At 71.4% G+C, this 22,988-nt stretch carries 18 protein-coding genes; 10 read left to right on the top strand and 8 right to left on the bottom strand.

The window, feature by feature from the left end; all coding sequences use genetic code 11:
* The 7 genes from ACQEVI_RS23110 to ACQEVI_RS23080 all read right to left on the bottom strand — a co-directional run bounded on the left by ACQEVI_RS23110 (position 1) and on the right by ACQEVI_RS23080 (position 10,491).
* On the bottom strand, positions 1 to 3,414 hold the full coding sequence (locus tag ACQEVI_RS23110) for an ATP-binding protein (RefSeq protein WP_432903395.1): 3,414 nt from the start codon (positions 3,412 to 3,414) through the stop codon (positions 1 to 3).
* Complete coding sequence (locus ACQEVI_RS23105; protein ID WP_432903393.1) at positions 3,411 to 4,118, bottom strand: DUF4194 domain-containing protein; 708 nt, start codon at positions 4,116 to 4,118, stop codon at positions 3,411 to 3,413. Before ACQEVI_RS23105 ends, ACQEVI_RS23110 begins: the two co-directional genes overlap by 4 nt.
* The gene (locus ACQEVI_RS23100; RefSeq protein ID WP_432903390.1) at positions 4,111 to 5,697 is read right to left on the bottom strand and encodes a DUF3375 domain-containing protein; all 1,587 of its coding nucleotides are present in this window, start codon (positions 5,695 to 5,697) and stop codon (positions 4,111 to 4,113) included. The genes ACQEVI_RS23105 and ACQEVI_RS23100 overlap by 8 nt, the downstream gene beginning before the upstream one ends.
* An 88-nt stretch (positions 5,698 to 5,785) precedes the next feature.
* Positions 5,786 to 6,823 (bottom strand): DUF4037 domain-containing protein, encoded by a 1,038-nt coding sequence (locus tag ACQEVI_RS23095; protein WP_432903388.1) that lies wholly within the window; start codon positions 6,821 to 6,823, stop codon positions 5,786 to 5,788.
* Between the two features lie 70 nt (positions 6,824 to 6,893).
* Positions 6,894 to 8,375 (bottom strand): BadF/BadG/BcrA/BcrD ATPase family protein, encoded by a 1,482-nt coding sequence (locus tag ACQEVI_RS23090; RefSeq protein WP_432906077.1) that lies wholly within the window; start codon positions 8,373 to 8,375, stop codon positions 6,894 to 6,896.
* A 140-nt stretch (positions 8,376 to 8,515) separates the two neighbouring features.
* Positions 8,516 to 9,799 (bottom strand): ABC transporter permease, encoded by a 1,284-nt coding sequence (locus tag ACQEVI_RS23085; protein WP_432903385.1) that lies wholly within the window; start codon positions 9,797 to 9,799, stop codon positions 8,516 to 8,518.
* Positions 9,796 to 10,491 carry an ABC transporter ATP-binding protein gene (locus ACQEVI_RS23080; protein ID WP_357509279.1) on the bottom strand — a complete coding sequence of 232 codons (696 nt, stop codon included), beginning with the start codon at positions 10,489 to 10,491 and terminating at the stop codon, positions 9,796 to 9,798. The genes ACQEVI_RS23085 and ACQEVI_RS23080 overlap by 4 nt, the downstream gene beginning before the upstream one ends.
* A gap of 209 nt (positions 10,492 to 10,700) precedes the next feature.
* Here ACQEVI_RS23080 and ACQEVI_RS23075 point away from each other — a divergent pair, with 209 nt between their 5' ends.
* The 8 genes from ACQEVI_RS23075 (at position 10,701) to ACQEVI_RS23040 (ending at position 19,087) form a co-directional block, all read left to right on the top strand.
* On the top strand, positions 10,701 to 11,885 hold the full coding sequence (locus tag ACQEVI_RS23075; RefSeq protein WP_432903383.1) for a sensor histidine kinase: 1,185 nt from the start codon (positions 10,701 to 10,703) through the stop codon (positions 11,883 to 11,885).
* Positions 11,882 to 12,550, top strand: a complete 669-nt coding sequence (locus ACQEVI_RS23070; RefSeq protein ID WP_432903380.1) for a response regulator transcription factor — start codon at positions 11,882 to 11,884, stop codon at positions 12,548 to 12,550. Before ACQEVI_RS23075 ends, ACQEVI_RS23070 begins: the two co-directional genes overlap by 4 nt.
* A gap of 116 nt (positions 12,551 to 12,666) precedes the next feature.
* Positions 12,667 to 13,212: a histidine kinase gene (locus ACQEVI_RS23065; RefSeq protein WP_432903378.1), complete on the top strand. Its 546-nt coding sequence runs from the start codon at positions 12,667 to 12,669 to the stop codon at positions 13,210 to 13,212.
* 89 nt (positions 13,213 to 13,301) lie between these two features.
* A complete protein-coding gene (locus ACQEVI_RS23060; protein ID WP_432903375.1) occupies positions 13,302 to 14,144 on the top strand; it encodes a DUF4097 family beta strand repeat-containing protein in 843 nt (280 codons plus the stop codon).
* Between the two features lie 154 nt (positions 14,145 to 14,298).
* The gene (locus ACQEVI_RS23055) at positions 14,299 to 15,114 is read left to right on the top strand and encodes an ABC transporter ATP-binding protein (RefSeq protein ID WP_432903372.1); all 816 of its coding nucleotides are present in this window, start codon (positions 14,299 to 14,301) and stop codon (positions 15,112 to 15,114) included.
* Positions 15,115 to 15,125: 11 nt separating this feature from the next.
* A complete protein-coding gene (locus tag ACQEVI_RS23050) occupies positions 15,126 to 15,887 on the top strand; it encodes an ABC transporter permease (RefSeq protein WP_432903369.1) in 762 nt (253 codons plus the stop codon).
* A gap of 283 nt (positions 15,888 to 16,170) precedes the next feature.
* Positions 16,171 to 17,820, top strand: a complete 1,650-nt coding sequence (locus ACQEVI_RS23045; protein WP_432903366.1) for a DUF222 domain-containing protein — start codon at positions 16,171 to 16,173, stop codon at positions 17,818 to 17,820.
* Between the two features lie 5 nt (positions 17,821 to 17,825).
* A protein-coding gene (locus ACQEVI_RS23040) for an IS3 family transposase (protein ID WP_432894622.1) occupies positions 17,826 to 19,087 on the top strand; the annotation gives its coding sequence in 2 pieces (ribosomal slippage) (positions 17,826 to 18,171 and positions 18,171 to 19,087; 1,263 coding nt in all).
* Positions 19,088 to 19,646: 559 nt separating this feature from the next.
* On the opposite strand, the gene ACQEVI_RS23035 is transcribed toward ACQEVI_RS23040, so the two are convergent.
* The gene (locus ACQEVI_RS23035; RefSeq protein ID WP_432903363.1) at positions 19,647 to 20,357 is read right to left on the bottom strand and encodes a GntR family transcriptional regulator; all 711 of its coding nucleotides are present in this window, start codon (positions 20,355 to 20,357) and stop codon (positions 19,647 to 19,649) included.
* Between the two features lie 183 nt (positions 20,358 to 20,540).
* Between ACQEVI_RS23035 and ACQEVI_RS23030 the strand changes: the two genes are divergently transcribed.
* Positions 20,541 to 21,953, top strand: coding sequence for an MFS transporter (locus ACQEVI_RS23030; protein WP_432903360.1), 1,413 nt, complete (start codon positions 20,541 to 20,543; stop codon positions 21,951 to 21,953).
* Complete coding sequence (locus ACQEVI_RS23025; RefSeq protein ID WP_432903357.1) at positions 21,950 to 22,987, top strand: L-idonate 5-dehydrogenase; 1,038 nt, start codon at positions 21,950 to 21,952, stop codon at positions 22,985 to 22,987. Before ACQEVI_RS23030 ends, ACQEVI_RS23025 begins: the two co-directional genes overlap by 4 nt.
* Position 22,988 lies beyond the last annotated feature (1 nt).

Genomic DNA, 22,988 nt, shown 5'->3' with positions numbered 1-22,988 from the left:
TCACGGCCCTTCGGCCGCGGCGGGTACGGCACGTACGTCGGGCCCGGCTCCCCCCGCAGGCTCGGCCACGCCCGCCACCGCCTTGGTCCGGGACCGGCCCGAGGCGTCCTTGAGGACCACGTACTTCATGTCGACGTGCGGTTCCAGGGCGCTGTACTTGTCGTTGGGCGCCCCGATGATGAGCTGGAAGCCGAGGCCGCGCCAGGCGCCGACGGCCCGTCCCGTGAACCGCGCGTCGGCCTTGATGAGCGCCTCGTCGAGGAACACCGGCGCGTACCTCGGCCGCTCCGCGCCGGCGTCGCCGAGCTGGTAGCGCAGGGCCGCGCCGACGATGAACGCGACGAGCTCCTGGGACTCGCCGCCCGACTTCTCGCCGATGCCGTCGTAGTGCGCCACGTGGTTGCCGTCCAGGTCGACCTTCTCGGCGCTGAGCCGCACGTGCCGCCGGACGTCGACGAGGTCGGCGAAGTCGGGCGCGTTCCGCCGGATCCGGTCGATCACCTTGGCCATCCGCAGGTACCGCCGCTCGCGCTCGGCGTCCGTCGCCTCGCGGGTCAGCGACTCGCGCAGGTTGCGCAGCTCCTTGCGGAACGCGCCGACGACCGTGGACTGGTTGTCGCGCGCGTCGATCCGCAGGCGGTGCTCGTCGTCGGCGAACGGGAGGTTCGCGAGGATGTCGTTGACCGGGCCGATCCGCTCCTTGATCTCGCGGACCGAGCCGGCCAGCGCCCGGTACAGGTCGGTGAGGTCGTTCCCGGACAGGCGCAGGAGGCTGTTGCGCCAGTCCGTCTCGAGCTCGTGGAGCCCGCTGGTCTCCAGGTCCGTCAGGATCCGGTCGTAGTCGCCGAAGGACGCCTCCGGGTCGGTCCCCAGGTTCGGGTCGTGCCAGCGCTCGTGGAAGTTCTCGAAGGTCCGGCGCAGCGCGTCCCGGGCCGTGCCGAGTGCGGTCTGCGCGACCTCCCGGTCCCCCTTGAGCCGTTCGGTGGCCTGCCGCAGCGCGCCGTCGAACGCCTCGAGCGCCGCGGCGGCCGCCGCACCACCGCTCGTGGCGTCGAGGTCGGCGGCCCTGAACAGCGCGTCGAGGTACGCACCCTGCTCCGGTCCGACGGCGACCTCGGCCGCCTCTGCGTCGTCGAGCGCCTGCTGGGCGGCGTCGACGTCGTCGGTGACGGCCGTCCAGCGGGCCTCCAGCGCGTCGGCGCGGGCCGTCGTCTTGCCGAGGTCCTGGTTGAGGGCGTCGATCTGCTTCTCGAGCGTGCCGGACTGGTCGCGCAGGCGCGTGATCTCGGGGTTGCCCGCGGTGACCTCGTGGATGACCTGCGTCCAGCGGGACCGTTCCTCCTGGACGGCGACGACGTCCACCTGGTCCCAGGTCAGGCCGCTGACCGTGCGGTACGCGGCGAGCTCGTCGTCGTGCCGGTTGAGGCGCGCGTCGGCGTCCGCGACGCGGCGTTCCGCCTCGGCGAGCCGTTCGCGGGCCTTGCCGATGCGCTCGTCGAGGTCGGCCAGCGCGCGGCCGTTGGTGAAGCCCAGCACGTTCGAGCGAAGGTTGCCGCCGTGCGCACCGCGGTGGCCCTCGGACTGCTGGCCCGAGCGGGTGAGCGCCATCTTGTGCTGCCCCAGCTGCCCCGGGGTGTCCACACAGACGTAGGCGAAGCGCTGCGCCAGCTCGTGCTTGAGCCAGCCGGCGAAGGGTCCGCCGCGGACGTCGAGGCGACCGGGGAGGGTCCGCTTGTCGAGGCCCAGCTCGTCGCGCATCCCGGTCGGCACCCCCTCGAACCGGATCCGGGTGGACGTCGGGACGGCGTCGATCGCCTTGCGGAAGGCCTGGATGCGCGCCGTGTCGATGAGCATCTTGGTCGCGAAGCCGCCCAGCGCGAGGTTGAACGCCCCGCGCCAGGGTTCGAACTCCGTGCGGACCTCCAGCAGCTCGCCCACGAAGGGCAGGTCCTCGGGGGTCAGCCCGGCGGCCTCGGCCAGCGTGGCGCGCGCCCGGTGCAGGTGGTCGGGGATGTTGCCGCGCCGGTCGGCGGCCGCGGACCGTTCGGCCTCGAGCTCCGCCAGCTCGGCGCGCGCTGCGTTCCGCGCCGACATCGCCTCGCCGAACGTGTCGCGCGCGGCCTTCTTCGTACCGACGTCGGCCAGGGCCGCACCGGCGCGCGCGGCCACCGCCGAGAACTCGGCCTCCGAACCCGCCGCCGCGTCCAGCACGCCCAGCGCGTCGTCCAGCCGGCCGCGAGCGCGCTCGACCTCGGCCAGCCGCGAGTCGACGCCCTTCAGCTCGCGCTGCGCGGTGGCCAGCCGGTCGCCGCCCGACGCGCGGAGGGTCTCCAGCACGCCGTCCAGCTCGGACTTCGCCGCGGTGATCCGGACCCTGGTCTCCTCGGCGCGTCCCAGCGCCGTGCGGTGCTCGGCCTGCAGGTCGTGCTCGACGGCGCGCAGCAGGCCGAGCCGCCGTCCGTTGCGCCACAGTGCCGCGGGCGAGGCAGCGTCGGCGAAGGAACCGATCTCGTCGATGACCCGCAGCCGCTCGACCGCACCCTCGATGGCCGCGTGGTAGCCGCGGATCGGGGAGAGCGCGTTGACCTGCTGACGGGCCGTGATCATCTGCTCGCGGGTGCCGGCGAGCTTGTCGAAGTGCTCGACCACCTCGTCCGCCTTGGCCAGGGTCTCCGGCTCCTCGAGGACCATCGCCTTGTAGAGGGCGTCCACGGTGGTGATCTGCTGGCCGGCCTGGATGCGACCGAGCAGCGCCACCGCCTTGTTGCCGTCGCCGGACGCGCCGATGCCGAGCGTCGAGTGCAGGCGCGCCGTGAACTCCCGGTCGGTGTCGAAGCACGTCAGGCCGGCCTCGGTGACCTCCGTACGGACGAGCCGCTGGGCGGCTGCCCGCTCCAGGCCGCGCAGGTCGAAGGCACCGTCGCACGTGGCGCGCAGCGGCACCACCTCTTCGAGCGTGCGCGCGGCGGACGGGACGTACCAGGCGCGCACGGCGGTGAAGCTCGTGCCGGACTGGTCCACCCACGTCATCGCGATCGCCGACCAGGTGTCCCGGCCGTCGCCCCGCAGCACGCGCTGGCGGGTGCCGTCGTCGGTCCGGGACTCGTCGATCTTGCCGCGCGCGTAGGACAGGATGTTGCGCTGGTCCTTGCCGCGCGGCCGCCCGACGACGCTGCCGTTGGACGCGCCGTTGAACGGCGTGGTGTGCGGCATGAGAAGCGCGATGTAGGCGTCCATGAGCGTCGACTTGCCGGAGCCGGAACCACCGGAGAGCAGGGTCGCCGTCGTGGCCAGGCGCACCTGGTGGTGACCGTCGTAACCGCCCCAGTTGACCAGCTGGAGGTCGCGCGCCACCCACTGCTGGCCGGTCGACGCCGCCGGGATCATCCCGAACAGGGTGTCGATCATCGTCATCGCTGGTTCTCCTGGTTCTGCTGCTGGTTCTGCTGGTTCTGCGTGCGCAGCCACTCCCGGAGCTCGCCGAGCCGTTCGTTGCTGAGCACTATCTCGACCAGCGGCGTGACGCGGAACCGGCCCTCGGACTCCTCCTCGATGAGCCCTTCCTTCTCCAGCCGCCGGACGGCGGTGCGGATCTCCGTCTGCCGCGCGGCCAGGTTCTTGTCGTCGGGGTCGAAGAACGTCAGCACCGTCTGCTCGACCTCCTCGACGTCCACCCGGGCCGACGACTCCCCCGCGCCCTGCTCCCGCTGGAAGACCGTGCGCAGGTGGACCAGGACCAGCGTCTCGGCGCGGGTGTACGGGTCGTCCTTCAGCAGGATCGGGACGTCGAGCTCGGCGGGGCGGACCTGCTTCTTGTACGCGATCCCCCGGTCGTGGTCCACGACCAGATGGATGAACAGGTCGTGCAACCGGGACTCGATCAGCTGCTGGTTCTCCAGGAGGACCTTCCACTGGGCCCGGTTCCGGTCCGCGACGAGGAACCGGCCTCGCAGCAGCCGCACCAGCACCCGGCGGACGGCGGCGTCCAGCGTCCCGGAGTCGCCGGCGAACAGCCCTTCCGGATCCTCCTCCATCGGCACCGGCTCGATGAACCCGTCATCGGTCCCTGCCTCGCCGTCGGTCTGTGCGACGTGTTCCTCGACGGCGGCCTCACTCATGTGCGTAGTCCTTCGTGCGTGGTTCGGTGTCCTGCTTCGTGTCCTGCTTCGTGTTCGGCTCTGTGTCTGTGTCCTGCTCGGCGTCCGGCCCCGTCCGCACCGTGACGCCGCCGAACGCGAACCGCCGCCGCGTGCCGTCGGGCCGGATCGCCTCGACGACCGCCACCTCGTCGGTCTCGGTCATTCCCTCGTGGTCCGCGAGCTCCAGCAGGCCGAGCAGGTCCACCGGCCGCCGGATCGACTCGGGTGCGGCGCTGAACACCGCGGCGAGGTCCGTGCGGCCGTCGTCGTCGCCGTCAGCCGAGCCCGCGAACGAGGCCAGGTGCTCGCGCAGCTCGGCGTAGTGGGGTCCGCCCCACTCGCGGGCGCCGTCCTCCAGGTCGGTGTCCGCGCCGTCGTCCGCTGCCTGCAGCGGGACCGGGGGCTGCGGCGGGCTCAGGTCGCTCGTCGACTGGCGCAGGTGCGCGACGTCCGCCACCGGCAGCCTGCGCAACGGGTCCACCTCCTGGCCGCGGCGCGTCGTCGGCATCCACGTCTGGAAGCTGATCATCACCTCGCGCAGCAGCTCGTCGACCTGCCGGTCGCGCAGCGGGTCGTGGTTGCGCACCTGCGTGGTGATGACGTGGGACGCCTGGCGCTGGGCCTTGATGACCTCGGCGACCCCCTGCTCGATCCGCCGCCCGACGTCGCGCAGCTCGCTGCGCTGCTGTCCCGGCAGCCGCCCCGTGAAGCGGTGGCGCAGCACCGTGTCGAGCTGCAGCGACAGCTCGTCGATGCGCTGCGGGTCACCGATCAGTCGCAGCGCCCCGGCGAAGGCCCGGCCCTCCGGCGTGGTCGTCATCACCTGCTCGCCGCGCTCCAGGTACTCGCGCAGCACGTCGCCGGAGGGCCGCTCGTCCTGGCGCAGCGCGGTCACCACGTCCCGCTGCATAGCCTTGAGCGACTCCGCCACGCGCGCGAAGTCGGCCGGCAGCTCGCGCACCAGGTGCAGGACGTTCTCCGCCTCCTCCAGCAGTTCCTCGTCGGGCACCTCGTCGACCTCCCCGCCCCGGTCGAGCCGCCGCAGCTCTGCCTGCAGCCGGTCGATCTGCGTCTGGAGACGGGCCATCCGGACCGCCACGTCCGGGTCGGCGTCCTGCGCGAGCCGCTCCACGGCGTCCAGCAGGGTCCGTACCCGCGACTCCGAGACCCGCGCCCGGGCACCGCCCGCCCGGCCGGCTACCTCCAGCGCGCCGACCGCATGTGCCGAGAGCTGGTAGACCTCCACGTCCCCGTCGACGATCTGACGCTTCAGCCAGCCGACGTCGGACCACTGCCTGCACAGCTCCCGCGCGCTGCCGAGCGGGATGGCGCGCGTACCGTCGGCGCCCCGCTCGTAGCCCTGGGCACGTAGCTGGTCGAGCGCGTCGCCGATCTCGGTGTGCGCCTCCGCGACCGGGACCGTCGGCCGCTCGGGCGTGAACACCAGGGACAGCAGCGAAACGACGAGCGGCGCGTACCTGCGGTGAAGCAGGTCCAGCATCGGCTCCTGGAAGGCCCGGAGCGCGCCAAGGTACGCACCCTCTGCACGAGTAATCATCGCCGGTCAGAGTACGTCGGACCGGTGACATTTACCGTCCCGCCATCCACAGGCCGCTAGCCACAGGGCATCGGCCGCGGTCGGCCGGTCAGGACGAGGCGAGCCGCCGCCGCGCGCCGGGATCGGTGAGCGTCCCGACGTCGTCCACCCACTGCTCGACTCCCCCGCGGTGCGCCAGCGCCCGCACCTCCGGGTCGGTGACCGCCGCGCGGAGCACCCCCGCGACGTCACGCAGCCCGGTGAAGGGCCTGTCGTAGAAGGGCTCGCACGCCGACCCGTCGAGCGCGGGCAGGCCGACGGCACGCTGCCGCTCGTGCAGCACCTCGCACGCCGCGTGCAGGGCCGTTTCCCGCTCCTGCCAGGTCGCCGCCGCGAGCGCCCCCGCCAGGGGTCCGCCCGCCGACGGCGCCACGGGCAGCCGCGCGAACAGCGTCCCCGCCCACTTGGGGTAGGGCGGCCAGCGCCGCTCCAGCAGGAAGCCGAGCCGGACGAGCGCCGTGACGAGCCGCGCCGCGATCAGTCGTGAGCCGAGGTCGTCGCCGCGCTGCCCGGTGCGGCCCACGAACGGCAGCTCCTGCGCGATCCGCGTCCAGTCCGCCGCGAGGACGTGCAGCCACACGTCGTGCGGGTACCAGGCCAGCTGGTCGCGCAGCGCGGTGATCTCGCCGGACGTGTCCTCGAACACCGGCCCGGCGGTGACCTCCAGCACCGACTGGCCGGTGAGCGACAGCCAGTCGGCGATGCGCAGAGCCCTGTTCTCGCCGCCGGTGAGGTCGAGGCCGGCGAGGCCGGTGCGCGATCGCACGAACTGGGCCGGCGCCGCGACCTCGACCCGGTGCCGCACGGTCATGTCCGAGGTGAGCGGGAAGGCCGTCGGCGATCCGCGGTAGGACGCCGGGAGCGACGCGGCCAGCACCCGGTCGACCTCGTCCACCCGCTCCTCCGGGACCAGCAGGGTCAGCCGCAGCCCCCAGTCGTGGTCGCGGGACGTCTCGTCGTCGAGCCCCAGCACGTCCGAGCCGGTGCCGAGCCGCCCGGCGGCGCGCGGCACGCCGGGCAGCTCCCGGGCGAGGACGGGCCGGACGACGTCGGCCCAATAGGCGCGGGCGAGCGCGATGCCGGACATGGCGCCAACCTAGAGTCAGCGCCGGGAGCGGTCCAGGTGAATCCGCCGACGAACAGTCCGGCGGCCCGGCTCAGTGCACGTTCGCGGCGACGACGCGCGCCGTCAGGCAGGTCCAGCCGCCGACGTAGATGCGGTCGCCGTCGGACAGCCAGCGCCGCTCCCCCGGCCGCAGCGGTTCCGCCGGGACGGGTTCGCCGCGCGGGGCGACGTAGGTTCCGTTGGCCGAGCCGAGGTCGATGACGCTCCAGCCGCCGTCGACCCAGCTGATCTCGCAGTGCCTGCGGGACACGCCGGTGTCCTCGCACACGATGTCCGGTACGACGCCGCGGCTGCGCGACGCCCGACCGACCACGAGGCGAGCTCCGGTCAGCGGCACGACGGCGGCGGTGGGCGTCGCCGGTCCCACGACGTCCTCCAGCAGCTCGTCGGCGGACCATTCGAAGTCGGACCGGATCTCGACGGCCCACGCGGTGGGCTCGCTCTCCGCGCGCAGCGGCCGCACGGCCGGGAGCACCACGCGCGGCATCGTGATGGAGTCGTCCAGCCAGTCCGAGGCACCGATCCGGACCGCCAGCAGAGGTACGTGCTCCCGGACGACGGCCGGGTGGGCGGCCAGCATCCTGGCCAGGCTCAGCGCGCCGTCGAGCGGCAGCCCGGCGCTCGGCTGCACGCGGACGTCGGCGCGCTTCTCCAGGAGCTGCTGGAGCACCATCGACCGGAACGACGGCGCATGCATCAGGAGCTTCCCCGTGGTCACCGCGACCGGCTCGACGCCGGGGTGGCTCAGCACCGCGCACAGCCCGTCCGCCAGGGACCGGGCCGCCTCGTCGAGGATCTCGCGGCAGGCCACATCGCCGCGACTGGCCGCCTGGATGACCTGCGGCGCGAACCCGGCGAACAGGGAGACGTCGTTGACGGTCGTCCACTGCTCGCGCCGACCGAAGTGCCGCTCGGCGGACTGGACCAGGCCGGGCGACGCGCCCATCTTGCGGCCGTCCATCGCCCGGGCCGCGGCGTCGAGCCCGCGCCGGCCGATCCAGGCGCCGCCGCCGTTGTCCCCCACGTGCGGCCCCATGCCGTCCGCGAGGTGCCACCTGCCGACGTCGTCGCAGGCCACGGCAACGGCGCCGGTCCCGACGGCGAGCGTGGCGCCCGGTCCGGGGCCGAGGGCACCCAGGTGGGCCGTGACCGCATCGCTCGACACCGCTGTCGAGTCGGTGCGCAGCTCCTCGGCCAGGATGTCGTGCACGCGGTTCGGGTCCAGGCTCCCCGACTGCGTCTGCGACCGGAACCCCCGCATCCCGACGGCGGCCGCCGCGACCCGGGGCCGCCCGCCGAACTCGGCCGCGAAGTCGCGGCAGAGGCTCCGCACCACGTCGGGCACCGTCGAGCGCCCGTTCACGATGGTCGCGGGCGGGCCCGTGAGCTCGTAGACCCCGCCGGGCCGACCGTTGTCGACCCGCAGGCGCGACCCCGTCCCGCCGATGTCCACACCAGCTACCCCGGCGTCCGCTCCGGGGATCTCAGCTCTATGTTGTTGTCCAGTGACCATCGGCACGGGGTCATAGTGCCCCGATATCACCCTCTCCGCGATGCGTGGAGTGTCATACGCACACCGTTGAGTGCTGGGTATTTGTCGACCTGACGGGCCAGATTCGACAAATACCCAGCACTCAACGGCGTGGGTCGGGACTATTCGTAGCGGAGGGAGGAGATCGGGTCCTGGCGTGCCGCGCGCAGGGCCGGCAGGGTGCCCGCCAGGAACGCGATGGCCATGACGCCCAGCACCACCGTCGCGATGCTCACCGGGTCGAAGGCGATGAGGGTCAGCCCCGGCAGGTCCACCAGCAGGTCCCCGGCCACACCGTTCACGAGCTGGCCGACGCCGATCGCACCGAGCACGCCCACCGCGCTACCGATCAGACCGATGACCACGGCCTCGATGCTGAACAAGGAGAAGACACGGCCGCTGGACAGGCCCATCGCCTTCATCAGCCCGACCTCGCGGGTGCGCTCCTGCACCGCCATGAACAGCGTGTTGACGATCCCGATGCCCGCCGCGATCAGCGCGATCACCGCGAACCCGTTCAGGACGAGCACGATGCCGTCGATGACGGACGTGATCGCGCCGAGCTGGTCCTCCAGGGTGCTGGCGGTGAAGCCGGCGTCCTCCAGCCGGTCCTGCAGGGCCGTGGTCGCCTCCTCGCCCGCCGTCGCGTCGAACGACACGGAGGCCTGCGCGTACCGTGCGGTCTCGGCCTCGGGCGCCCCCGTGGTCTGCAGGTCGTAGAGCTTCTCCGTGAGGACGTCGTTCGGGATCGCGCCGCTCATGGTGACCACGCCGGGTTCAGCGACACCGACGACGGTAGCGTCCGTCGTCACCTGCGTCCCGGTGCCGTCGGTGACCGCCAGGGTGACGGTCTGCCCGACGGCGTCGGAGTCGGAGCCCAGGCCCAGCGGTTCGACGTAGCTCTCGGGCAGCACGAGCTCGGGGTCGGCGGCGTCGAGGTCGACCTGCTGGCCCGACGCGAGCTCAACCTCCATCCCCGGCACGAACTGGGAGATCGAGAGCTGGTACTTCGTCCCGTCGTCGTGCTGGACGTAGTCCGCCAGGACGCTCTTGGTCGGGTCGACGCCCAGCACGCCGTCGACGTCCGCGATCGTGTCGATGTCGTCGTCGGTCAGGGCGGTGGTCGTCGTCCCGGGCGGGCCGTCGGCCTCGATCTGGTTGGGGTCGTACTCGGTGGGCCCGCCGTCGGTCGGCGCGTCCTCGTTCGTCTTCGTGACCGTCATGACGTCGTCGACCCCCACGGACGCCACCGTGTCGTCGAGGTACCGGTTGACGCCGGTGCCCAGGCCGTTGGTCAGGGACAGCGTGAAGGCTCCGATGAAGATGGCCAGCACGGTCAGGGTGGTCCGCAGCCGGGACCGGAACGCGTTGCGGAAGGCGGTGCCTACGACGTCGGCGATCTTCATGCCGCCACCGCCTCACGCGCGGCGATCAGGCCGTCGCGGATGAAGATGCTGCGGTCGCAGCGGGACGCCAGGTCCTCGTCGTGCGTGACGACCACCAGGTTGATGCCCCGCCTGCGGTTGAGGTCGAAGAGGATGTCCTCGACGACGGCGCCCGTCGCGGTGTCCAGGTTCCCGGTCGGCTCGTCGGCGAAGATCACGCGCGGCTCGTTGATCAGCGCCCGCGCGATGACCACGCGCTGCTTCTGACCGCCGGACAGGTCGTTCGCCTTGTTGTCGGCCTTGTCGTCGAGCTCGAGCTGCGCCAGGGCCGCCATCCCGCGGGCGAGGCGCTCGCGCCGGGCGACGCCGGCGATCTTCAGCGGCAGGGTCACGTTGTCCAGCACGCTCGCCTGGGCATTGAGGAAGAACTGCTGGAACACGAACCCGAAGGCGCTGTTACGGGTCTGGTTGAGCTGCTTGGCGGAGAGCTTCGACGTGTCCGTCCCGTCGAGCGTGATGCTGCCCGACGTCGGCCGGTCGAGCAGCGCGAGCAGATGCATGAGCGTCGACTTGCCCGAGCCGCTCTTGCCGATGATCGCCAGGGACTCGCCCTCGGCGATGTCCAGGTCCAGGCCCCGGAGCGCCTCGAAGGCGCTGGGGCCGGAGCCGTATGTCTTGTGCAGGTTGCTGACGGAGAGCAGTGGGGAGACCACGTCGGCCGCCTCTCTCGTGGTGCCGGAGTTGTTGACGTGACCCACTCTCGGCGACGGCGCCCCCGCGCGAATCGCCCTGACGATGACTCTTCGGTACCGCGCTGGTAGTACTCCCCGGTACCCCCTGGGCGGGACGCGCGCACCCGCCGGGTACGGGATGCTTGGCGGGGCGCAGCCGGCGAGCGGCGGACGGCGGACAGGAGGACGAGATGCTACGGAACGACGGCGTGCAGCTCGGCCACACCCACCGGATCCCCGCGTGGGCCGGTCACGCCGCCGCGTCCTTCGCGGTACTGCTGGCGAGCCCGCTCCCGCTCGAGGAAGACCGGATGCCGGAGTGGCACGCCGACCTGTTCGCCGTCGCACTGGTGGCAGCGGTGCTGCTCCTGCTGCGCCGACGCCGACCGGTCCTGACCGTCGCGACGACCGTGGCCCTCGTGTGGCTCAGCGTGCCGCTCGGGCTGTTCAACCCCGGCGTCGTCCTCGCCGCCGCGATCGCCACGTTCACCGCGAGCCGCGCGCTGACCCGGCGGCAGGCCCTGTGGCTGACCATTCCCACCGCCGTCGTCGTCGCGATCGCCGGCGCCGTGGCCGTCGGCCACGGTGGCATGCAGTACCTGCTGTTCATCCTGCTCTTCGGTGCGCTCGGTGACGTGATCCGGGTGCAGCACGAGCAGTTCATGGCGATCACCGAACGCGCGGAGCGCGCCGAGGCGACGCGGGAGGCCCTCGCCAACCAGCGCGTCGCGGAGGACCGGCTCGCGATCGCCCGCGACCTGCACGACGCCGTCGCGCACCAGATCGCGGTCATCAACCTGCACGCGGGCGTCGCGGGCTCCGCGCTGCGCGAGCGGCCCGACGACGCCGAGCACTCGCTCGCCGTCATCCGCCAGGCCTCGCGGACCGTGCTCACCCAGATCGGCGACCTGCTCGCCACGCTCCGCGACCCCGGCTCGCCCGGCGCCGGACCGGGCGCCGTACCGGTCGGACTGGCCCAGCTCGACGACATCCTGCGGCAGTTCCGCGGGCACGGCCTCGACGTCACGGTGCGCAGGATCGGCGAGGCACGCGAGCTGCCCGCCGCGGTCGACGTCGTCGCGCTGCGGGTCATCCAGGAGGCACTCACCAACGCCCACAAGCACGGCGTCGAGCACCGTGCGCACGTCGTGCTCGAGTACCTGCCGGACCGGCTGCACGTCACGGTGGTCAACCCCGTCCCCGCGCGGGTCACGGGTGCCGCCGCCGGGCACGGCCTCACCGGGGCGCGCGAGCGCGTCGAGGCCGTTCGCGGCACGCTCACCCACGGCAGGGCAGGCGTCGGCTCGTGGGCGCTGGACGCGGACCTGCCCACCCCCGTACCCCTACCCACCCCCGGACCAGGAAGCCACCCATGATCTCCGTGCTCATCGCCGACGACCAGGCGCTGATCCGCTCGGCGATCGCCGACCTGATCACGCACAGCGACGGTCTGACCATCGCCGGGGAGGCGGCGGACGGGTACGAGGCGATCACGCTGGCCCGCGAGCGCCGTCCGGACCTCGTGCTGATGGACATCCGGATGCCCGGCCTGGACGGTATCGCCGCGACCCGCGAGATCTGCGCGGACCCGGACCTCGCGGCGGTGCGGGTGCTCGTGCTGACGACGTTCGAGGAGGACGAGTACATCGTCGGGGCGCTGCGCGCCGGTGCGAGCGGCTTCATCGGCAAGGGGGCGGAGCGGGACGACATCGCCGCCGCGATCCGGGCGGTCCACCGGGGTGATGCTCTGCTCTCCCCCGTCGCGACCCGGACGCTGATCGACAGGTACGTGCGGTCCGAACGGCTGCACACGAGCGAGCCGTCGCGGGCGCTGCACGACCTGACCGAACGTGAGTCGGAGGTGCTGGCGCTCGTCGGCACCGGCCGCTCGAACGCCGATATCGCGGAGCTGCTGGCCATCTCTCCGCACACCGCGAAGACGCACGTGAACCGGGTCATGACGAAGCTGAACGCGCACGACCGCGCGCAGCTCGTCATCGCGGCGTACGAGAACGGGCTCGTCCAGCCGGGCGGTCGTTAGCGCATCACGTCTCTGACCTGCGGTTTTAAGCGATGACACCACGTGACACCGCTTTGGTGTCGCAAATGACGTCACAGGTCTTGCACTGACACCACGAGTGGTGTCATAGTGGGGTCATGGACCTCACGAGATATGTCGACGAGCTGCAGCGCCAGCTCTCCACCGCGGCCGCCGCGGGCGGGGAAGAGGTGCGCAAGATCGCCGGCCGGCTGACCGCCCCGCTCGACGCCGCCGCACGGCTCGTCCTGCTCGAGGCCCTGTCCGCCGCGGCCGGCGAGATCTCCGCGGAGCTCGCACCCGGCTCGGTCGACGTGCGCCTTCGCGGTGGCGAGCCCGAGTTCGTCGTCGCCGCACCCGCGGCCGCCGTGCCCGCCGCTGTGCCCACCGCCGTCGCTGAGCAGGCTGCGACGCCGCCCACCCCCGCCGGGCCGGCAGGCACCGCAGCCGACGCCGACGCGGGAGCCACCACGCGCACCACCCTGCGTCTGCCCGACCACCTCAAGACGCAGGCCGAGGCGGCCGCCACCCGTGACGGCGTCTCGGTCAACACCTGGCTGGTGCGGGCGGTCGCCGCCGCGCTCGACCGGCCCACCGCGCGCCCCGCCCCGCAGACCGCTTCCGGGCTGCCGAGCGGGAACCGCCTCACCGGCTGGGTGCGCTGACCCGCAGCGACACCACTCCGACACCACCCGGCTCGCCGCCGGTTCGCTACCCCCTCGCCTTCCCGCCCTTGTCCTCACCTGGAGTTGTCATGCCCACTTTCCCCGCCACCAGCCCCGTCCCGGTCGTCGTGGACGTGCCCTTCGGCAACCTGCACGTGGTCGCCTCCGAGCGCGACGACGTCGTCGTGACCGTCCTGCCCGCCGACCCCACCAAGTCGGGCTCGGTGCGCGCCGCCGAGGAGACCCGCGTCCAGCGTGACGGTGACGCCGTCACGATCATCTACCCGTCCTCCTGGAAGCAGTACGTCCTTCCGTTCGCGGCCGGCGGCGCGCAGGTCAACATCGAGCTGCCGATCGGCTCGCACCTCAGCGGCAAGGCCGGCTCCCTGTACGCCGAGGGGCTGCTCGGCAACGTCGACCTCACCCTGAACGGCGGCGACGTCCGGCTCGACGAGGCAGCCCGCCTCGACCTCAAGGTCTCCGCCGGGTCCGTCGTCGTCGGCCGGGCCACGGGGCCCACCTCCATGAAGGTGAGCGCCGGCGGGGTCCGGGTCACGGAGTTCTCCGGCGAGGGCACCATCCGCGCCAGCAACGGGACGACGACCGTCGGGTCCGTGACGGGAACGCTGGACGTCGTCGGGGCGCACGCGGAGATCACCGTGGGCCGCGTCCACGGCACCCTCTGCGTGAAGTCGGCGCATGCCGGCATCCGCGTCGACCGGGTCGAGTCGGGCAGCGTCACGCTCACGACGTCCTACGGCTCGATCGAGGTCGACGTGCCCGAGGGCACCGCCGCGTGGCTCGACATCGCCTCGGAGCACGGCACCGTCCACAACCAGCTCACCCCCACGGACGGCCCCGTCGAGAACGAGGCCACCGCGGAGATCCACGCCAGCACGGGCTGGGGCGACGTCATCGTCCGGCGGCCCTGAGGTCCCTGAACTTCCGCGAGCACTGGCCGGGTATGAGCCCGACCTGACCTGAGGCGCGGACCGGCGTCGTCGGCCCGAGAAAGAACCCGAACCACCTTCCTGGCTACCCCCTACCCAAAAACCGTTCCCCAGCGTTCCCCAGAAAGGGAAGACCATGAGCACGAACAGCGAGCGGAGCCGCGAGCCCGCCATCCGAGTGCAGAACGTCGAGAAGTCGTACAAGGACCTGCACGTCCTGAAGCGCGTGGACCTCGAGGTCGCGCGGGGCAGCATCTTCGCCCTGCTGGGTTCCAACGGCGCGGGCAAGACGACGGTCGTCAAGATCCTGTCCACCCTGCTGAGGGCCGACGCCGGCACCGCGAGCGTGAACGGGTACGACGTCGCCACACAGGCCGCCGACGTGCGGGAGTCGATCAGCCTGACCGGGCAGTTCGCCGCGGTCGACGAGGTCCTCACCGGGCGGGAGAACCTGATCCTGGTCGCCAGGCTGCGGCACCTGACCAACCCCGGCAAGATCGCCGACGACCTCCTGACCCGGTTCTCGCTCACGGATGCCAGCGGGCGCAAGGCCGCCACCTACTCGGGCGGCATGCGGCGCCGGCTGGACATCGCGATGAGCCTGATCGGCAACCCGCCGATCATCTTCCTCGACGAGCCCACCACCGGCCTCGACCCGCAGGCCCGCATCGAGGTGTGGGAAGCCGTCAAGGAGCTCGCCCGGAACGGCACGACGGTGCTGCTCACCACGCAATACCTCGACGAGGCGGAACAGCTCGCCGACCGGATCGCGATCCTCCACCAGGGCCGCATCATCGTCAGCGGCACCCTCGCCGAGCTGAAGGCCCTGCTGCCGCCGGCCAAGGTCGAGTACGTCGAGAAGCAGCCCACTCTCGAGGACGTGTTCTTCGCCGTCGTCGGCGACAGCACCGCCGGCGACCCGCCCAGCACCCCCGTCAGCACGGACAAGTGAGGAACGAGACCATGAGCAAGCACTTCTTCGGCGACACCGCCGTCCTGACCGGGCGCTCCCTGAGCCACATCATGCGCAGCCCCGACACCATCATCACCACCGCCGTCACACCGATCGCCATGATGCTGCTGTTCGTCTACGTCTTCGGCGGCGCGATCAACACCGGCACCGACAACTACGTCAACTATCTGCTGCCCGGCATCCTGCTCATCACCATCGCGTCGGGTATGGCGTACACGGCCTACCGGCTGTTCCTCGACATGCAGGGCGGCATCTTCGAGCGGTTCCAGTCCATGCCGATCGCGCGTTCGGCGGTGCTCTGGGGTCACGTGCTGACGTCGCTGGTCGCCAACCTGGTCTCGGTGACGATAGTCGTGCTCGTGGCCCTGCTCATGGGCTTCCGCTCGGGCGCGGGTGTGCTGGCCTGGCTCGGCGTCGCGGGCATCCTGGCCCTCTTCACGCTGGCCCTGACCTGGCTCGCGGTCATCGCCGGCCTGTCGGCCAAGACCGTTGACGGCGCCAGCGCGTTCTCCTACCCGCTGATCTTCCTACCCTTCATCAGCTCGGCCTTCGTACCCACCGAGACCATGCCCGGCCCCGTGGGGTGGTTCGCCGAGAACCAGCCCGTCACCTCCATCGTCAACACGATCCGGGACCTGCTCGCCCAGCAGCCGGTGGGCACGGACATCTGGGTGGCGCTCGGCTGGTGCGTCGGCATCCTTGCGGTCGCGTACGTCCTGGCCACTGCCGCGTACCGCCGGAAGCTCTCCTGACGGCGTAGGTACCGGCTCGACCACGGTCCTCGACCGCGCACCATCCGGTGTGCGGTCAAGGACTGTTTCGTTGCGGAGCGTGGGATGGGCCTGTCCGGCAGATCGGTCGACACGCCTTGGCTCGGCGGGACTTTCGGGGCTGCCCTTGGGCATCGCAGCGGCGGCATGAAGGGTTATCCACAGATTTGAAATCCACCAAGCAGACCGCACGAGTGTTCGAGATAATAGATGCACCGAGGGAGTGAGAACTAGACATCAGCGATTCAGATGGGCGGGGGTGGGCATGGTGGAGCAGACGACGAACAGTGGTCCGGCCAGTGGCCCGCCTCCTGCTGCGGCTTCGATCGAGGAAACCCTCGCCCGGATCGAGAACGAGATCGACCACCTCACCACCCTGACCACCCCGGAGACCCTGACCGGGTGGGACGCGCCGAGCATCGGCCGCCTGGTCGAGGCCCACACCCGGATCCGTCGGCTGACCGGCCGCCTGGACGGGGTCCGGTACACCCTGCTACCGAGGATCGAAGCCGAGGGTTCCTGGCGCTCCGGTGGCATGACGCGTACGTTCACGACCTGGCTACGCCTGCGTGAAGGGATCTCCGCGCGCACCGCGGGCAAGGACATGACCATCGCGCGGCGTCTGGCGACCGCGCTCCCCGTGACCCGGGAGCGCCTGGTCGCCGGAACCCTGGGTGTCGACCACGCCCGCGTGATGACGGAGGTCGCACCCACCAGTGAGACGCGTACGGATGCGTTGGCGTGGTTGATCGATACCCGTACCGGGCACACCACCACCCCGGAACAGTTCGTGCAGACCGTTGCCGTCGACCTCCCCGACCCCGCAGACGACCCCGACGGGACCCGTACCCGGGAGCTGGTCACCCAGGTGCTGGAAGGCGCGGTCACGGAGGGGACCTTGGTCACGGGTGAGGGCATCGTGCTGCGTGAGGCGGGTGTGTTGAACGCGGACCAGTTCCGCACGGTCGCGCGCCGGTTCGCGACCGTGACCGACCCGGACACCGACGACCTCGATGACGACAAGGCAGCCCACGGTGAGTTCTTCGACCTGGCCAAGACGTTCGGCGGGTACCACGTGGCCGGGTTCCTCACCGACGAGCACGGCCTCCTGGTCAGCACCGCGATCAACGCGGTCCTGGGCGCCCCGTCCGCGGACGACGCCCGGACCACGACGCAGCGCCGCGCACAAGGCCTCGCGGACGTCGCGCGGGTGGTGCTGGACACGAACCAGGCCTCCCCAGGGGCAGCGATCGCACCGCACCTGAACGTGACCGTGTCGTGGAACGAGTTCGTCACCCAGGTCACCCGCACCCGCGACGGCCTGTGCCTGACCTGCGGACAGACCCGACCCGGCTCCACGACCCGACCAGACGCAACGAGTGCAACGGGTGCCGCAGGCACAGCGGGTACCGCAGGCACCGACACAGCCAGTCCGACGGCAGTGGCCGGATTGCTGACGTCTGGTGGTCCCGTGTTCACCGAGACCAGCGAGCGTGCCCCACGCGCCCTGGTGCGTCGCCTGGCGTGTCACAGTGCGGTGACCCGGATCGTGTTCGGAGCCGACGGCGCCGTCCTGGACGTCGGACGCGCCCAACGCACCGTGACCGGACAGATGCGACGCGCCGTCATCGCCAGGGACCAGCACTGCGTCTGGCCAGGATGCGACCAACCACCCTCACGCTGCGAGGTCCACCACGCGATCACCCACTGGGCTGATGGTGGGGGCACGTCGGTGACGAACAGTGCCCTGCTGTGCTGGTACCACCACCAGCTCGTCGACACCAAGAACATCACCATGCACTGGACCGGCAAGACCACCACCACCGACAACGACGCGACCACCGGTGCCCGGGCCCTCACCCCGTTTGGTGGACACGCTGATACTGGATCGTGGATCCAGAGGAAGCGAGTTTGATCCGCATGGCTATGAAGAACTATCCGGAGGAGTTCAAGGCCGATGCTGTGGCCTTGTACGAGTCCACGCCCGGGGCGACGATCAAGGGCATCGCCCGGGACTTGGGCGTCTCGCGAGAGACGTTGCGGTTATGGGTGCGCCGCGCTGCCGAGCAGCGCGGGCAGGCCGCCGTGACGGCCGGTCCGGCAGCGGGCACGACGCCCGGCGAGCCCGCGGTGCGTTCCGGTGGCAGGGTCGGGCAGCTGGAGGCACGGGTCGCCGAGCTCGAGGCGGCCAACGCCCGCCTGGAGGCCGACAAGCGCAAGCTCGCCACCGAGCGGGAGATCCTGCGTAAGGCCGCGAAGTATTTCGCGGGAGAGACGACCTGGTGAGCCGCTTCCAGTTCGTCGCCGAGCACCATCCCACCTACTCGGTGAAGCGGCTGTGCCAGGTCCTTGAGATCAACCGGTCGAGCTACTACAAGTGGCGCGACGGCGCCGCTGGTCGTGCCGCCCGGGCTGCTGCTGATGCCGGGCTGGCGGCGCGGATCCGGGCTCTGCTGAAGGAGGATCCGGCTCTTGGCTCGCCGCGGGTGACGACCGAGCTGCGTAAGGCCGACCCGGTCGGGCCGCCGGTGAACCACAAACGGGTCGCTCGTGTGATGCGCGAGCACGGCATCGCGGGGATCCGGCTACGACGACGAGTACGCACCACAGTCCCGGACCCATCGGGGCAGAGGGTGGGCGACCTGATCAAGCGGGACTTCACCGCGCAGGCACCCAACCGCAGGTATGTCGGCGACATCACCTACCTGCCGGTCGGTGGCGGGCAGTTCTTGTATCTGGCGACGGTGATCGACCTGTACTCGCGCCGTCTGGTGGGCTGGTCGCTGGCTGATCACATGCGCACCGAGCTGGTCACCGACGCCCTCCAGGCCGCCGTAGCCGAGCGCGGCTCTCTGGCCGGCGCGATCTTCCACAGCGACCACGGAGCCCAGTACGGATCGAAGGACTACGCGCAGCTATGCGGCCGGCTGCAGGTGACTCAGTCCATGGGCGCGGTCGGCACCAGCGCCGACAACGCCCTGGCAGAGTCGTTCAACGCCACGCTGAAACGCGAGACCCTGGCCGGCGCACCCGCGTTCGACGGCGCCCGCGCCTGCCGCCTCGCGGTCTTCCGCTGGATCACGCGTTACAACCTGCGCCGCCCGCATTCCCGCCTCGGGAACCAGAGCCCTATCGACTACGAACACGAGACCGACCCGGCTACGCTACGGCTGGCCGCCTGACCACACGAAGACGTGTCCACTTCTCGGGGCGAAGGCCCCCCTGCTGGAGACCGGGTGGGCCTTCACCGACGCCTACGGGCACCGCATCCGACTACCCGAACCCATCGAAGCCCCACCACCACGCGACACCAACCCGACCACCGAGCCGACGCCACCCATCGAAGCCGACCGACCGGCCGGCCGAACCTGGCGTGACCCGACCAGCCCGATCCCGCTGCCAAGCCCACCGAGCCCACCGAGCCCACCGCCAGCGTCAGCGTCCGCTGAGGCGGCCTGACCTCGGATCACTCAGGCCGCCTCACTCCACACCTTGCCTGACGAGTCGGGTCCTTCCCGCCAGGCAGCACGGCCATCATCGCGAGCAGGCCGGTGAGCCCGAGCACCGCCGTATAAGCGGGCAGGGCCCCATGACGCCGCACAGGGCCCACAGGAGCACGGTGGTCGCGACAGCGACAGCGACAGCGACAGCGACAGCGACAGCGACAGCGACGTACCGCATGAGCGCGCGCGGATCCTGGCAGCCGCAGCCACCCTCTCGCCGAACCCGAGGGTGCGCCGACTACTCCCAGACGGCGATGCTGCGACGCACCGGGACGGACCCGTCGTCCGTCGCGAAGAGCTCCGGCGAGCTCTGCCGGGTCTTCTCGATGTCGTCGAACACGGCGCGGAGATGGCCCCGGAGGCTGTCGCGGGCGCCGGAGAGGTCGCCGGCGACCACCGCGTCGAGAATGGAGTGGTGCTCGTCGACGAAGCGGCCCATGCCGTTCGTCTCCTGCAGGCCGAGTCGGCGCGCGCGGTCCAGGTGCCCCTTGGCGGCGACGACCGTCGACCATGCCCTGCCGTGCCCGCTGAGGCGCAGGAGCCCGTGGTGGAACGCCTCGTCGAGCTCGAAGAACTTCTCGAGGTCGTGGCGCGCCTCCCGCTGCTGCTCCAGGTTGGCGCGCAGCTCGGCGACCAGGTCCGGGTCGAGGGCCTCCGGGATGTCGTCGAACGCTGCCAGCTCGACCGCCTCGCGGAGGAACTGCGCGTCCGCCACGCGTTCGGCGTCCACCCGGGACACGAAGGACCCGACCTTGGGGAACACCCTGACCAGGCCTTCCTCACCGAGGAGGATCAGGCTCTCGCGCACGGGCGTCCGACTGACGCCGAGGGACGCCGCGAGCTCGTTCTCCGAGAGGGAGGCACCAGGCGGCAGCTCGAGGGTGAGCACCTTGCGGCGCAGCGTCTCGTAGACGACTCGCCTGTTGGACCGGTTCGAGGCTTCCCTCATACCCGCGAGTCTAGGCGAGAGGCGGCGCGCTTCCGCACCACGAACAGTTGACACCCTCTTGTCGACGCTGCTTACATACAAGTACTGCCACACATTGATTGACCGGCACTCCAGGCAGCGACGTCAGTCAAGAAGGCAAGTCAATGAAGGCAAGCCAAAAAGACGGCAAGGAGCACTCTTCCGATGGCGGAAACAGCTATGACCCCACCAGGTACCCCGTCGGGCACTCCCCCGGACAAGACCGTCACCCGCTCGACCAAGGACCTCACCAAGGCCGCCGTCTCCGGCTGGCTCGGCACGGCCATGGAGTTCATGGACTTCCAGCTGTACTCGCTGGCGGCGGCGATCGTCTTCAACCGGATCTTCTTCCCCGACGTCAGCCCCGCGATCGGCCTGATCGCCGCGATGGCCACCTACGGCGTCGGCTACGTGGCGCGGCTCGCGGGCGCCATCTACTTCGGCCGCATGGGTGACCGGCTCGGCCGCCGCAAGGTCCTGTTCATCACCGTCGCGCTCATGGGTGTGTCCACGACCCTGATCGGTGTCCTGCCGACGTACCAGACGGTCGGCATCCTGGCGCCGATCCTGCTCGTCGTGCTGCGGCTGGTCCAAGGCTTCGGCGCGGGCGCCGAGATCGCGGGCGCCACGGTGCTGCTCGCCGAGTACGCACCCGTCCGACGGCGCGGCCTCGTCGCCTCGCTGGTCTCGCTCGGCACCAACTCCGGCACCCTGGCGGCGTCGGCCCTGTGGGCGCTGCTGCTTGCGGTGCTCAGCGAGCAGCAGCTGCTCAGCTGGGGCTGGCGGCTCCCGTTCCTGCTCAGCTTCGTGCTCATGATCTTCGCCGTCTGGATCCGCACCAACGTCAAGGAGAGCCCGGTCTTCGAGGCCCGCGCCGACGTCGTCGACGGCGTCGCCCTCTCCCGCGACGAGCTCTCCCGCGACGAGACCAAGACCGCCACCGCGGAGCCGGTGCTCCAGGCGGCCCTCAAGCAGCGCAAGGGCAAGGCGTTCTTCCTGGCGCTGGCCCTGCGGTTCGGTCAGGCCGGCAACTCCGGGCTGGTGCAGACGTTCCTGGTCGGTTACGTCGCCACCACGCTCGCGATGGACGACGCGCTGGCCACCGAGGCGATCATGTGGGGCTCCATCATCGGCTTCGCGACGGTGCCCCTGATCGGCATGCTCGGCGACCGGTTCGGCCGGCGCCCGATGTACACCGCGCTTTCCTTGATCACCATCGCGCTCGCCTTCCCGATGATGCTGCTGATCACCAGCGGCACCACCACGGGCCTGATGCTCGGCATGATCGCCGGCCTGAACCTGGGCGTCCTCGGCCTGTTCGCACTGGAGAGCGTGACCATGGCCGAGCTGTTCGGCGCACGGACCCGGTTCACGCAGCTGGCCCTCTCCAAGGAGATCGGCGGCATCCTCGCCACCGCCATCGGCCCGGTCGTCGCCGCCTCGCTGACCGCGGCCACCGGCAGCTGGTGGCCGATCGCCGCGATGCTCATCGTCTACTCCCTCATCACCCTGGTGGCCGCCCGCCTCGCGCCCGAGACCCGTGGCCGCGACCTGGTCCGGCTGGAGGACGCCGTATGAGGGCCGTCGTGGTGCACGGCGCCGGCGACCTGCGGGTCGAGGAGCGCCCCGATCCCGTCGCCGGACCCGGCGAGGTGGTCGTCGCCATGGAGTGGGGCGGGGTCTGCGGGTCGGACGTGTCCTACTGGAAGAACGGCGCCTCCGGCACCGCCGTCCTGCGCGACCCGCTCGTCCTCGGACACGAGGTGGCAGGCCGGGTGGTAACGAGCGGGCCCGACGTCGCCGGCTGGGAGCCCGGCACGCCGGTCACCGTGCACCCGGCGCAGGCCGCCGACGGCTCCGTCCTGCCGCAACGGCTCGCGGGGCGGGCCAACCTGCACTCGCGAGTCCGGTACTTCGGTTCGGCGGCCTTCCACCCGCACACCGACGGCGGGTTCAGCCAGCTGCGGGTGGTCGGGGCCCACCAGCTACGGCGGCTGCCCGACGGCGTGAGCACCGAACAGGGCGCCCTCGCCGAGCCGCTGGCCGTGGCGATGCACGCGGTGAACCGCGCGGGCCAGGTCGGCGCGGACGTCCGCGGACGCGACGTGCTCGTCAACGGCGCGGGCCCCATCGGCTGCCTCGTCGTCGCCGCCGCGAAGCACGCGGGCGCGGCGTCGGTCACCGCGGCCGACCTCTCCGCGTCGTCGCTGGCCGTGGCCAAGGAACTGGGCGCCGACCGGGTCATCGACATCAGTTCGGGCGACCGGCTGCCCGAGGACTGCGCGCTCGTCTTCGAGGCCTCCGGCGCACCCGCCGCCCTGGGCGGGGTGCTGCGGGCCACGGCCCGCGGCGGCACCCTCGTCCAGGTCGGCAACCTGCCCGGCACTGCCGCACCCGCCGCCCTCGGCGACCTCGTCACCCGCGAGATCACGTGGGTCGGGGCCTACCGGTTCGTCGAGGAGATCGGGGACGCCCTCGCCGCGCTGGGCGGCGGGCTCGACGTGTCCGCCGTGGTCACGCACCGCTTCGGCATCGAGCAGGCGGGCGAGGCGCTGGCCGCCGCTGCCGGGCCGGACAGCAGCAAGGTGTTGATCCGCCTGTCCGACGGCTGAG

The organism is Promicromonospora sp. CA-289599, assembly GCF_050936155.1.
GTDB lineage: Bacteria > Actinomycetota > Actinomycetes > Actinomycetales > Cellulomonadaceae > Promicromonospora.
Note: the sequence above shows the minus strand (reverse complement) of the source record. Positions and strands in the feature narration are given on the sequence as shown.

Excerpts from the sequence above, each read along its gene's own strand:
- ACQEVI_RS23050 (WP_432903369.1), top strand. The coding sequence starts at position 15,126 with ATGAGCAAGCACTTCTTCGGCGACACCGCCGTCCTGACCGGGCGCTCC.
- ACQEVI_RS23030 (WP_432903360.1), top strand. The coding sequence starts at position 20,541 with ATGGCGGAAACAGCTATGACCCCACCAGGTACCCCGTCGGGCACTCCC.
- ACQEVI_RS23110 (WP_432903395.1), bottom strand. The coding sequence starts at position 3,414 with ATGACGATGATCGACACCCTGTTCGGGATGATCCCGGCGGCGTCGACC.
- ACQEVI_RS23075 (WP_432903383.1), top strand. The coding sequence starts at position 10,701 with ATGCTACGGAACGACGGCGTGCAGCTCGGCCACACCCACCGGATCCCC.
- ACQEVI_RS23095 (WP_432903388.1), bottom strand. The coding sequence starts at position 6,823 with ATGTCCGGCATCGCGCTCGCCCGCGCCTATTGGGCCGACGTCGTCCGG.
- ACQEVI_RS23055 (WP_432903372.1), top strand. The coding sequence starts at position 14,299 with ATGAGCACGAACAGCGAGCGGAGCCGCGAGCCCGCCATCCGAGTGCAG.
- ACQEVI_RS23100 (WP_432903390.1), bottom strand. The coding sequence starts at position 5,697 with ATGATTACTCGTGCAGAGGGTGCGTACCTTGGCGCGCTCCGGGCCTTC.
- ACQEVI_RS23085 (WP_432903385.1), bottom strand. The coding sequence starts at position 9,799 with ATGAAGATCGCCGACGTCGTAGGCACCGCCTTCCGCAACGCGTTCCGG.
- ACQEVI_RS23065 (WP_432903378.1), top strand. The coding sequence starts at position 12,667 with ATGGACCTCACGAGATATGTCGACGAGCTGCAGCGCCAGCTCTCCACC.
- ACQEVI_RS23045 (WP_432903366.1), top strand. The coding sequence starts at position 16,171 with ATGGTGGAGCAGACGACGAACAGTGGTCCGGCCAGTGGCCCGCCTCCT.
- ACQEVI_RS23060 (WP_432903375.1), top strand. The coding sequence starts at position 13,302 with ATGCCCACTTTCCCCGCCACCAGCCCCGTCCCGGTCGTCGTGGACGTG.
- ACQEVI_RS23035 (WP_432903363.1), bottom strand. The coding sequence starts at position 20,357 with ATGAGGGAAGCCTCGAACCGGTCCAACAGGCGAGTCGTCTACGAGACG.
- ACQEVI_RS23105 (WP_432903393.1), bottom strand. The coding sequence starts at position 4,118 with ATGAGTGAGGCCGCCGTCGAGGAACACGTCGCACAGACCGACGGCGAG.
- ACQEVI_RS23090 (WP_432906077.1), bottom strand. The coding sequence starts at position 8,375 with ATGGTCACTGGACAACAACATAGAGCTGAGATCCCCGGAGCGGACGCC.
- ACQEVI_RS23070 (WP_432903380.1), top strand. The coding sequence starts at position 11,882 with ATGATCTCCGTGCTCATCGCCGACGACCAGGCGCTGATCCGCTCGGCG.
- ACQEVI_RS23025 (WP_432903357.1), top strand. The coding sequence starts at position 21,950 with ATGAGGGCCGTCGTGGTGCACGGCGCCGGCGACCTGCGGGTCGAGGAG.